This is a genomic window from Microbulbifer maximicatervae (SeqCode), assembly GCF_052468095.1.
The window spans coordinates 4,105,927-4,118,331 of sequence record NZ_CP174332.1 but is presented as its reverse complement, the minus strand read 5'-3'; the positions used below and the strand labels follow the sequence as shown (position 1 = coordinate 4,118,331).

At 47.5% G+C, this 12,405-nt stretch carries 5 protein-coding genes; 1 reads left to right on the top strand and 4 read right to left on the bottom strand.

Annotation, left to right across the window (positions count from 1 at the left end; all coding sequences use genetic code 11):
* Nucleotides 1-259: 259 nt before the first annotated feature.
* A complete protein-coding gene (locus ACJJIL_RS18140; protein ID WP_445360433.1) occupies nucleotides 260-1,396 on the top strand; it encodes a tetratricopeptide repeat protein in 1,137 nt (378 codons plus the stop codon).
* A gap of 100 nt (nucleotides 1,397-1,496) precedes the next feature.
* On the opposite strand, the gene ACJJIL_RS18135 is transcribed toward ACJJIL_RS18140, so the two are convergent.
* The 4 genes from ACJJIL_RS18135 to ACJJIL_RS18120 form a co-directional block, all read right to left on the bottom strand.
* Nucleotides 1,497-4,205 (bottom strand): TonB-dependent receptor domain-containing protein, encoded by a 2,709-nt coding sequence (locus ACJJIL_RS18135; protein WP_445360432.1) that lies wholly within the window; start codon nucleotides 4,203-4,205, stop codon nucleotides 1,497-1,499.
* 500 nt (nucleotides 4,206-4,705) lie between these two features.
* Nucleotides 4,706-6,283 carry a tetratricopeptide repeat-containing sulfotransferase family protein gene (locus tag ACJJIL_RS18130; protein WP_445360431.1) on the bottom strand — a complete coding sequence of 526 codons (1,578 nt, stop codon included), beginning with the start codon at nucleotides 6,281-6,283 and terminating at the stop codon, nucleotides 4,706-4,708.
* Nucleotides 6,284-6,399: 116 nt separating this feature from the next.
* Entirely contained in the window at nucleotides 6,400-9,204 is a 2,805-nt protein-coding gene (locus tag ACJJIL_RS18125) for a TonB-dependent receptor domain-containing protein (RefSeq protein ID WP_445360430.1), read from the bottom strand.
* Between the two features lie 252 nt (nucleotides 9,205-9,456).
* Nucleotides 9,457-12,327 carry a TonB-dependent receptor gene (locus ACJJIL_RS18120; RefSeq protein WP_445360429.1) on the bottom strand — a complete coding sequence of 957 codons (2,871 nt, stop codon included), beginning with the start codon at nucleotides 12,325-12,327 and terminating at the stop codon, nucleotides 9,457-9,459.
* Nucleotides 12,328-12,405 lie beyond the last annotated feature (78 nt).

Sequence of the window (12,405 nt, the reverse complement as noted above, 5' to 3'; positions counted from 1 at the left end):
AGAGTACTATTTTTTTCCTGTATTGCTCTTGTTTAAAGAGGTCGGGGCCGATTCGGGTTCGGACTGGATGTTCCCAGCCAGCTCAAAGGCCCAAATGTTTGTAGCGCCTACCTCCTGCGTAACTTGGAAAGTTTACCAGCTGTCTATTTAACAGGCGAACTGTTGTGAGGTTATTCATAAAAATGGCAACAGGGTACTTTGTGAGTCTGTAAATTAGAGTTAAATCCTGTTGTGGTCCTGATCTTGAGGGGAAATAACTGTGAAGCTTCTATTCGGACTTACTCTGGTGCTACTGGTCACTGGCTGCTCTCAGTCTCCAAGTCGTCATGTGGAAATTGTAGATAGCGATTTTGTCTTAAGCGGTAAAGCGGTTTTTGGCAGGGCAGTTGAGAATCTAGAGCTACCAAATGAGGAGTTATTAGATCTTGATAGCAATATAGAGTCTTACCTCAATACAATTTCTCCCGGCTTGGCTCCTGATACTCGGTTAAAGGGGCTACTTAGTGCTTTCCGTCAGGGAGATATACAGTTTGAATACGATGCCAATAGTACCTTTCCCGCATCAGAGGCTTACCACCGAAAGCGTGGCAATTGCCTAGCATTCACTTTGATGATGGTTGCTATGGCTAGACAATTGGGTGCCCAAGCTTATTTTAATGAGGTAGATGTACCTCCAATTTGGGCCCAAGAAGAGGACGAAATATTCGTTGTTTACCGTCATGTGAATATGGTGTCCGAGTATGCGCGGGGTCGGCGAGTGGTTGACTTAAACTTGGCTGCTTACGACCCGATCTACAAGCAGCAAAAGCTTGAGGATCGAGTTGCTTTTGCGCTCTATTACAGCAATCGGGGGGTTGAGCTGATGCGCGAGGGAGAAGAGAGGCAAGCATTTTTGTATCTGCGCAAAGCTATTCAGTTGCACCCGGATAGGGCGGATCTCTGGTCAAATCTAGGAGCTTTCTACAGCCACTTTAACCATCTTGATGAAGCTGAACAGAGTTATTTACAGGCGTTAAACCTGCAAGAGGGAAACCCTGTTGCGAATAGTAATTTAGAGCGTTTGTACCGTAGCACAGGTAGGGAAGTGCTGGCTGATGGCTACGCTGACCGGGTTCGCTATCACCGTGAGAGAAATCCCTATTACATTTACTATCGGGCACGTGAAGCTTATGAAAATGGGAAGTTTAAGCTCGCTGAAAAGCGCCTCCGAAGGGCTTTAAGAGCCGATAGTAGCGATCACCGATTTCATTTTTTGTTGGGGTTAACCCGTTACCAGCTTGGGGATGTAGCGTCTTCCAAGGAAAGCTTTTCGGAGGCATTTTCACTGGTAAGTAATCTAGCCGTTAAAAATAGATATATGAATAAGTTAGAGTTCTTAATGGGCGCTGGGGAGTAGTTGGTGTAAGAGCGCTCGTAACTTTATTTGCGAATACTTCACGAAAAAAAATAAGGGCGCCAAATGGCGCCCTTATCGATTTGACTTAGAAAGTCAGTACTTAGAACTGGTAGCTAACACCAGCCCAGGCGTAGCGGCCTTGGAAGTCGTAAGTACCATTCCAGTCGCTACCAGAGGTAGTAGACGGCTCGCGATCGGTGACGTTGTCGATACCTGCAGTAAGACGCATGGAATCGTTAACATCCCAACCTGCTTTTAAGTTCAGGTAGGTATGTGAAGGCATATCCATATAGGGGCTGTGGCCATCGCCGATGTACTGAATGTCTGCTCCAAAGTCCCAGCTGTCGGCGTACCAGGTTGCACTGGCCAGGCCACGCCATTTGGTGTAAGCCTCGCTGGTCGTACCAATGTAGTCGACGTAGTCAGTAGTTTGGTCGGTTTGGGTGTTGTACTCCTCATACTCAAGCAGGTGAGTCGCTTGAGCGCGCAGAGCCAGTTTACCCGCATCGTAGTAAAGGTTTTGTACTACGTCGATATCAATACCACTGGTGTTAATCTCGCCGATGTTCAGCAGAGAGCCTTCCAGGTAGTCAATTTGCCCACTGGTTCCACGGCTAACAAGGTCACAGGCAGTGCTGATACCATCGCGGTAGCAGTCATCCAAAATCTGCTGGGTGTCGGCATCTGTGATGGCATCTTTGATTTGAATATCGAAGTAGTCCAAAGTGATGGACAGGTCTTCGACAAAGCTAGGCGTCCAAACAATACCAGCAGTAAAACTTGTTGATTCTTCAGGTTGAAGATCTTCGTTACCACCGATGTTGGTCGGTACCTGTGAGCCTGCTTGGGTGAAGCTTGTACTTACCATACCGCAGTTAGCGCCCTGGCCAGCCTCGTTGTTGCTGCTAGTGTCACAGGGGTCAATCAGGTAGCTGTAGCTTTGTGCTGTGCCGCTATAGAGTTCATAGATGCCTGGAGCACGGAACGCTGTAGACAGGCTGGTACGGAAACGCAGGTTCTCAGTCGGTGCATATACTGCACCAAGCTTGTAAGTCGCCTGGCCACCAAATGTATCGTAGTCAGAATAACGAACAGCGGCGTCAACAGACAGTTCATCTGCGTATTTCAAACCGGCCAGAATAGGCAGGTTAAACTCGGCAAACACCTCAGTTACAGCGAAATCACCAGAAGTTGCATCTTGCTGATTGCTAAATGTAGAACCGGTTTGAGTTTCTTCACTGGGGTTAAATTCGCCAGACTCCTCTCGATATTCAAGACCAGCAGCAAACCCTAGGGCACCGCCTTGGAATTGAACTTGTTCGATGTCTCCAGTCAAGCTCGCGCCGACATTGAGCATGTCGTACTCGTTGTCTTCGCGATCGGTGTAGCTGATGTAGTCGATAACTTCATCGCTCATGCCGCCGAGGAACTGAATATCCTCGTCAGCAATTCCACTTTCCCCATCCAGGATTTCCTGCAGCATTGTTTTGCTGATGGAATTTCCGACAGTGTTTTCACCTTCGTTTTTACCGTAGCTTACGAAAGCATCCCAGCCCCAACCATTGGCAAGATCTCCGCGCAAGCCGCCGAGAATGCGGTAGGTTTCAGTTTTCTGTTCGGAATCGCGAGTTCCACCGGCGACAGGGCGCAGACGAACGTCGGACAGGCCAGCTTCCCAGCTATCGCCATGGCCTGCTGTTGGTGCTGTAGGCTTCAGATCCGCAGGGCTACCTTGTTCTTCCCACTCGGCAACGGCGGCATTGTAAGCTGCGAGTTCAATCTGGTAAGCATCTTCAGCTTCTTGCCATGCTTCGGCCAATTGCTCTTGAACTTCATCTGAGAGATGGTCAGCAGTCAGGTTGAGGCCATTGCCAGCATACATGGGCTGAGCGGCAAGCTGCTGATTGGTTGTTTTCAGGGTGTAAGAGCCTTCCCCGTAAAACTCAATGTCGTCGGTGATAGAGTAAGAGCCGCTACCTGTGAAGCTCGTGCGCTCCATGGATCCAGAAAGCCACATGTATTGGCCGATATCATAGCTGGAGTAATCACCTAAAGTGACACCGTCATCGGCAACACTAAAACTGCCGTAGTCGGTAAATATATTACCGGTGGGAGACATGGAGCTTTGCAGGCCCGCCCAGTCACGGTCCTCATAAGTGATTTCGTCGCGCTTACTGTGAGTTACGTTACCGATGAACTGACCACGGTCGAACTCTTTACCAAAGGTGATAGACAGTTCGCCATTCTCGCCGCCGCCAGCTTCGGTTGCACCTGCACGAGCATTTATACGAACGCCATCGAAAGAGTCTTTCAAGACTACGTTAATAACACCTGCAACCGCATCGGAGCCGTATACAGCAGACGCACCATCAGTCAGTACTTCGATGCGGTCGATCATATCTACTGGGATATTGTTCATATCTACAGCAGAGGCTACGCCGGAGCTGGAAGAGACGAAGCGACGGCCATTAACAAGAACCAAGGTACGTGCGGAGCCTAGGTTACGAAGGTCTACAAATGAAAGACCAGCACCGCCATTGTTGTCATTAGCATTGATACCGGTGGTACCCATTGACGGTAGCTGGTTCAGAAGCTCGTCAATGGTGCCAACACCTGAACGTGCGATGGTTTCGGAGTCAACCAGGGTGATTGGGCCAGTAGTGGATAGTGGGTCACGAGCGATACGTGAGCCAGTAACAATTACTTCTTCTACTTCAGCGCCTACATCAGCAGACTCCTGAGCAAAAGCGCCAGTGCTGGCGAGGGTGCCCAGAGCAGCTATGGCAATGCTCAATTTGGTCTTAATCATAGAGGAACCTTCTTATACTTAAGGTGCTTATAATGCTTTTTATGATATGAGTTAAAAGCTGTCGAGGCTGACTTTAATGCATTATTCGCCAAGATGGAACTTTTGTAACATTTTTTTGTTCATCTTTTGGCCGATTTAAGAGGGGTGGGAGAGTGATTTAAGGTTGCAATTAATGTCGCGCAAGGGTTTGCATCCTAATTTTTCCGACAAGGTAAAATAAAATGGCAAGTTTAAGATCTATTTTAGTATATGAATTTTGTCTTATTGGAGGCGGGTCTAGAAGCTAGGGCGTGGTCAATTAGTCAATTGGAAACTTGAAGTCTAAAAGTTAATTTTGAACTGCTCCGTCTGAGAGAGATAAGTGGGCAGTAGTAGCTAGTTATGGGCGTGAAAGCTGGAGGTATTACTGGAGGGGATATAAGAAGATTGAGCTGAATAACAGTGTCTAAGGAAAATGGTGGCTTGTCCCCCCTAAGCTTTGAATAGGAGGGAGTATCAAATTAAATCAGTTTTGCGGCTCTTAATTTATGGATAAGGGGAGTTAGTTGCGGTTCAAATTTTTTCCATTTGTTAAGCGAATTACTGTTTATCTGCTTTCTAATCTGAATTGAGCTTGCCGTCATACTAGCTGATTTGTTGGTGTGAAAATTTAAGCATGAGTTTTCCATGTTGAGTCCAAGTCTAGCCAAAAGTCTAGAAGTCTCTTTTTGTTGATTTAAAACAAGGCTTTCATATTCAATCTTAATGATTCGGTCGCCAAGTAGTTTATCCCAGTGCCGGCTCAGTTTTTCATGAAATATATAGTAAGAGGCTAAATCCTCTAACCTATAGGAGAATTGATATGCCCATGTAAATAGCTGCTTGTAAATTGAAAAGCAGGTGTCCACTGGGTTTCTAACGGTCTGAATTATTTTTGCATTAGGAAACGCTTTAACAATGAATGCAAGAAGAAGGAAGTTATACGGGAGTTTCTCAATAAAAAAGCTACTTTTTAATTTTCTGTATTGAATATTTTTCATATACAGGCTTGCTACATCTTTTGTGACTACATCAGATGCGGCTTTGAGTACCTCACTGGAAATCTGGCCTGTCGGTTGAAAACCGGCAGCTTCCTGAACACTGCTGGGCAAGAAAGGGGTTTCCCCCAAGCTATCAATTTTGCTATGGCTGGCCAGAATTCTCTCTACAAGTGTGGAGCCCGTTCGAGGCAGCCCGACAATAAATATTGGGGTTTTATTATTTTTAGGCTCTCTTATATTTTCGGGAGTGCTATCCATCCAGTTTTTATTGAAAGTAGCTATTACTGTTTCGATAGTCTCAATATCTGTGTCCACATTATATCGACTTATAGAGGCGGCCGCGTCCCCGGCAGATTTATAATAATCGAAGGCTTCCCTCCATCTCTCAAGATCCTCAAGTTCTTTCCCTATGGCATAATTTATGAATATATTCCTATGTGGGGGCAGGCGAGTTCTTTTAATAGAGGCTCTCATATCATCGACATGGAGAGAGTTTGTTGCTTTTTCCAATCGAGAGAGATGGTAGTGATTTCTCTGGTGGTCAGGGTTCCTATTGAGTAGTTCTTTGTATGTTTTTCGGGCAGTGTCGATTTTCCCAAGGTGTGCAGCGCAGTTTGCGAGGTTAGCCTGAAAAAGCGGTATATTGGGTTGTAAGGTATTGGCTCTTTGATATAAAGGCCAAGCCTCTTCAGGCATGCCAATTTCCATGTAGACCGTAGCGGCTAGATCCAGGTAGCGAGGGCTATTTGTCAGTAACTTTGTGTATGTAGTCAAAAGTTCTGCGGCCCTATAGCACTGTAGGTTTGTAGTGAGCAAACTGGAAAGTTCAATAGCTGCATCATATCGTTCATTATTTTTTTTGAGAGATTCGCTAAAAGAGGTTATTGCATCATCTGGCTTAGATAAGGCTTTCTCTGCAAGCCCTTTAAGAAAGAAACCCTCTGATTCGTGAGGGTCATTATTAAGGATTTGTAAGGCGATCTTAAGAGTTGTATTCCAATCATAAGATTGAGCTGCTTTTCTGGCAGTCAAGCTTAGCTTTTGAAGTAGTGGTTCCATCCTTTACCTACATATCTGGCTTTTGGTGATGCCAAATATATTTGATATCTCATAGTTTTCCTAACAATAAAAAAGGGCCGCAAATGCGGCCCTTAATTGGTACAGCTACTTAACTATTAGAACTTGTGGTTAACTCTCAAGTAATAGCCGCGTCCGAACAAGCGATAAGTTGATGGGTCAGTTTTAGCGTTGAAACCAGCATCAATATAGGGAGGCTCTTCATTGGTCAGGTTGGTAACACCACCGCTTAGAGAGGTTCCATTGCCAAACTCATATGAAGCTACGAGGTCGTGGTAAAGCTGGGCATCGATATCCTGCTTGTAGTCGGCCCACTCTTCATCCATGTACTCGATCCAAGCAATGTCGCCTTCAACTGCGCCAATATATTCGCCACGGTAGCTAACACTGAGGTCATTCCAGTACCAAGACAGGGAGTAGTTAACTTTGTTCTCAGCATAGGTTCCGCCGTCTTCAGCGGTAACATCGGTGGAGCGGCCTTCCAGGTGAATTTCTTCACCTCCCGGGTAGGCGATCTTGGTGCGCTCAATCAAATGAGTCCAAAGCAGGGAGGCTTCCCACTGACCAACTTCAGTGTCTAAGGTGTAGCGGGTTTCAAAGTCAACACCAGACGCGCCCTGTTCGGCAACGTTTTGGTCGATATCTACAATATTTGCGATCTCATAAGAGTCAGTTCTTGTGATGAGCGCGCAGTATTCCGCAGACTGGTTGTAGTAGCACTGGTCCATGATGTACTCGACACCGTAGGAGCTAATGCCATCTTCAATTTCTGTTTTCCAGTAATCCAGAGTAAGGCTCAGGTCGCCATTATCACCGAAGCTTGGAGTCCAAACGAGACCAGCGGTGAAAGTATTGCCGGTTTCTGGCTCGAGGTCCTCGTTACCACCAATGGTAGATGACAGCTGGCTATCACTTTGCACGGAGAGCTGGGCGCAGCCTACCGGAAGTGGTTCTGATGCGCACGGGTCAACAGCTGAAGGGTTGGTGTCGAACTGGCCACCGTACAGGTTGTCGATGGTTGGTGCGCGGAATACGGTGCCGTATGTGGTGCGGAGTTTCAAGTCCTCGAGAACCTGAACGTCAACACCCAATTGCCAAGTAGTATCGCTACCAAAAACGTTGTAGGAGTCGTAGCGCATTCCACCTTTGACATCTACAGACTGTGTTCCGTTATCGAAAACGGGAAGGTGAACCTCTGTAAACAGGTTGGTGTTATAGAGGGAGCCCTCAGTGCCATAGCCAGTACCGCCAGTTACGGCTCCAGTCGTTTTACCTGAATCTGGAGAGTAAACTTGACTTTGAGCCCAGTAGCCGCCGCCAACTGCCCAAGCCATGGTGCCGCCTGGGAGTTCAAAGCCATCACCGCTAACACTGAAATCAATCACTTCCTGTTTGGTAACAGTGTGGTCAGTCAGGTCTGAGCTCACGTAGGCGAGCATGTCATCGGTAATGGTACCTGGACCACCAACCATATTAATGGGCACACAGCCTTCGATCAGAGTGTTTTCATCGGTGATATCGGTGTAACACTCGGGGATGCCATCGCCATCGAGATCAGCTGAAGGGCCCATAGCATTAGCTAGGTTAGAACCTACGAACTGACCAAGATCGATATCGGTTCTTGAGCGATATCCACGGTTGTAGCTGACTTGCCAATCGTAGTCATTGATAGTCCCTTCAAAGCCAAAGACGCCTTGGACCTGAAGTACATCTTGCTCAAATCGACGATTCGCTTCTACCACCCTACGACGTACACGGGTAGCGGGTTCGCTATCGAGTCCAGCGGCTTCCAATGCTGCGGAATAGTAATAGTTATCTTGGTGAAGGCCATTGTAAGCCTCTAACTCACCATCTCCATCGAAGTCAAAGTAGCCAGCGTAGGCAGGATCTCCACTAAAGCCGGGGCCGCTATCGTACGGCATTGGTGCCAGCTCTTGGGAAGATTCGCGGTAGTTTGCACGAACCTCAGTGAAGAAGCGTACGTTTTCAGTAATCTCCGCGTTACCTTCAGCGAAGAAGTTGAAGCGCTCGTATGGAGTCTGAATGTAGTTTACTGGCGCGTAGTTATAGGAGCGACCATCGTGCTCTACAAGACCGCTACCGCCATTCATGTACTCTGTGCCCCCAATAGAGAAGCGACCTTCAGGAATACGTGAGGAACCTGATGCGTAGCATGAAGTGGGGTTGCTTTCACAGCCACCCACAGGGTAGATGTAGTAGGTGTTTTGGAAGAAGTCCCATGGAGCGTCGGACTGGTAAGCTTCTTCTTGAGTTACGTATTCTGCGCCAAAGACAAAGTTTCCTTTGTCAAACTGTTGGCCAGCAATCAAGCTCATGCTGCTTTGATCACCAGAATCCATATCAAAGAAATCGGCGTTTTGGATCTCGAGTTCCACGCCTTCGAAGTCTTTACGGGTAATGATGTTTACCACGCCAGCTACAGCGTCGGCGCCGTAGGTTGCGGATGCTCCATCTTTCAGGATCTCAACACGCTCTACCATCGCAGAAGGGATGGTCTGGAAGTCTCCACCATCAACAGTACGGCGACCATTAACCAGCATGAGAGTGCGGTCTGCACCTAGTCCGCGGAGGTCGATTTCGACCGCGCCGTTACCACCGTTATTGGTAGTGGTACCGATCGGAGAGCCTGACATCGAAGGCATGCTCTGGATCAGGTCACCTACGTCAGTCAGACCGGATACTTTCATATCTTCCCGGTCAAGAACTGTTACGGGGCTGGGGCTATCCAGGTCTGCACGCTTAATACGTGAGCCAGTAACCACTACTTCTTCAACCATCTCTGCATCTTCTTGTGCGAATGCAGGCATAGACGGAACCATGATTGCAGCTGCGGTGATGCCCAGGGCCCCCTTAACAGCTACAGAAAGTAGGTTCTTTTTCATTGTCAATCCTCTCTTGATCGTTGGATTTATAGTCTTTTGTCATTTAATGACGATTGCTGGAAGTAGCTACCCCCAAGTGGCCACTTCCCTCCCAACACACCTATTAACGATTGGCGGGCAGAACCCCTCAAGAGAATCGTGTTTTTTTCTGATACTGCGTATTGTCAGGTCAGGTAGGTCAGTTCAGATTTGTTTTTTCAGGGGGGTGGGTGAAAAAAATGAATAGCGGGGGGGCTGGGCGAGGGGCGTTGCTTAGAGGTTGATAGAAAAGCTTCCATAAAAGAATCGGCCGGTGAGGTCGTAAGTCTGGTAGTCGTAGTTGTTGCTGTCTGCTGTTGAGGCGAAAGGTGGGGAGCTGTCCAGTAGATTATTTATGCCAAGTGCAAACCTATACCGGGTACTTGGGTTGAAAGCGAGCTGGATGTCATGAGATGACCAGCTATTAATTTTATGATGGCTATCAGTGCCATCTTGGTTGGTAAAAGTCTCTTCAAGGCTGTCTACATAATGAACGGTATATCCGGCTTCCCACAAGTCTCCTTTCAAGTAGATCCCAGCATTGGCTTTCCACTTGGGGAGAGATCCTAATCCGCCACTTGAGGTATCCGTGAAGGTTCCGGCCAAATTTTCTTTGGCAGATTCCGGTGAGCTTTGATTGATGTAATGCAGCATTTTGCTGATATTCAACGCGAGTTGAACTTCATGCTTTCTATCAGCACTGAAATTATAACGAAAAGAGGTATCGTACCCACGGATTTTTCTGCTTCCTTGATTTGTACGAGAAGCATAGATTTTGGTGATGTCACCATTCTGGTCACGTATGACTAAATCGTTGTATAGGTTGTAGTAAGCATTTTGATCCAATAGAAATTGGGGGTTAGTGCCGATGACCTGATCTTCGTCGATATCATAGAGGTCAAATTTAGCGATAAAGTCGGGAATCTGGGCCGGCTCCCATGCGACTCCCAGTGAGAGAGTGCGGGATGTTTCCGGTGAGAGATCGGGGTTGCCGCTAAACTCGGTTAAATATTGTATGCGGGAACTATCAGATTGATGTTGGCAGCCGGGTAGTTCGCTCGCATTAGAGCTGGTGCAGGGGTCGAACAGAAATTCTTGGGTTTGGTAACCTTGTTGATTCATGTCTGCCAGGGTCGGGGCTCTGAATCCGGTGGTATAACTGCTTCTTACAAGTAGGGAGGGCGTTGGCCTCCATCGTAGGGCTAGTTTGGGGTTGCTAGTATCTCCAAAGTCATCGTAGTGAGAGCTTCTAATGGCGCCATCCAGCCATAGCTTTTCTGAGATTAGTGGGATAGATACTTCCGCAAAGGCCTCTTTGGCAAGTCGGGTTCCCTCTGTAGATCCTGGGGCATGCCCGCCGATATAAGACATACCGAAATAATCATTTGAGTGGAGGCTTACACTCTCTCGCCGAAACTCAATTCCTGCTGCGGCAAGGATGTTTCCGGCTGATATCTTTTTGATGATGCCATCAGTTATGAAAGTGAAGGATGTCATTCGTGAAGTGCTAGTGGTTGTACTTTTGCCGCGAATAAATTCCAGTTGCTCGGCGTCGATACTGCCACTAGGGCCAAGAAGGTTTACCGCCACGCAGGCAGTTGTGACGTTACAGATATCAGGTCCTTTTAGGCCTAAGGATAGGGCAATGGGATCTATTACGTTATTTAGTGTTTCTTTCTTGGAGGTTCTGTGGGCTGAGGCACCTAGTTCCCACTGCCACTCACTCCAGAAACCTTTTATTCCTGTATTAAATCTCCAGGTGTTGGTTCGGTTACTCTGAGTCCTTGGGCCAAGTTCAATAACACGTCTGCGGACGTCATATATATCCTGGTTAAAGGTGTTGTAAATATTGTCGGCTGATATCGTCAGATCACCGTTATCAAAACGTGTAAACACTGGGGTAGGGGCAGAAGTTGATTCACCACTGGATCGAACTCCCATAATCTCAGAAAAAGCTTGTGTGCTTTCACTGATATCCAGATTGCCGGCTATATATATCGAGTCGCTTTGAGTGGGGGTTATAGCCGAGGTGTAATCGCTGTAATCAAACTTTTCTTCCGGTGACCAGCTCTGGTATGTGCCGGGCGAGAGATTGGTCAATACCTCATTTCTCTCCAGGGCAATAAACCCTCCCGGGATCGCAGATGATCTTTGGTCGGTCCCTCCCATTGCGCGACTATCGGCTGAGCTGGATAGCCCCCTGTCCCGACTCATAACTTTTCCTTGGCGATTTTGGGCCAAGTTAAGCATTATGTGAGATTGATCTCCTCTCCATCCCCAGGTTAAGTGGTGCGATTCACTTTGCCGGTCGCCTTGCCCTGCCCGTCCGTGAAAGCTTTTTACTGAGAGCCCTTCAAAGTCAGTTTGCAGGATAATATTGACAACGCCTGCGATGGCATCGGAGCCATAAACAGCGGAGGCTCCGTCTTTTAGAATCTCGACTCTTTCAACTAGTGCTAGAGGGATAGTGTTTAAGTCGGTCGCTTCACCATTAAATCCATCACTGATGATTCGTCTCCCATTGAGGAGAACAAGAGTGCTATTGGCTGGGAGGCCGCGCAGAGAGACGGTTGCGGTACCGTCACTCTCTTGGCTAACTGAAGTGCTTGTGGAATTACCGGAAACAGCAGGTAAGAACTTGAGTAAGTCGGCAATAGTCTGAGCGCCGGTCATCTTTAATTGGTCTCTAGAGAGACTATCAATTGGTAAGTATCCTCCTGACTGGAAGTGGCGTAAATGGCTTCCCGTCAGGCTTTGTCCAGTAACAGTTACCTCTTCAGTTTGTGGTATCCCCGCAGATAGTTGTTGGGTGGCGTCTTGCACAGGGGATTCAATGACTGCTACTGATGATGGGCCTACTTTTCTGAAGGTTAGCGGTACTTCTTCTAGTAGTTGCTCTAGAGCGGGCTCAAAATGGCCATCGGGGCTAAGTAGTGTCTGCCTGTTAACTTGAAATTTTGCAGCTGATGAGGCTCTAACCAGTAGTGATATTTTACATTGCTGGCCCAGCGATATCAGGGCTTGAGAAAGGTTTCCTTTGGAGATTTCGATTCCTGACTCTGGGCACAGGGCGTAGGTAGCGCTAGGGGAGCAAAGCGCTAACACAAGGGATATTGTTATCCAGTGCCTAGATGTCAATGAGGTGCCCATTCAAATACATGCAGCATGTCAAAATGCAGCAAA

What these genes read in the sequence shown, in the direction of transcription:
- ACJJIL_RS18130 (WP_445360431.1), bottom strand. Translation starts at nt 6,283, where the DNA reads ATGGAACCACTACTTCAAAAGCTAAGCTTGACTGCCAGAAAAGCAGCT.
- ACJJIL_RS18135 (WP_445360432.1), bottom strand. Translation starts at nt 4,205, where the DNA reads ATGATTAAGACCAAATTGAGCATTGCCATAGCTGCTCTGGGCACCCTC.
- ACJJIL_RS18125 (WP_445360430.1), bottom strand. Translation starts at nt 9,204, where the DNA reads ATGAAAAAGAACCTACTTTCTGTAGCTGTTAAGGGGGCCCTGGGCATC.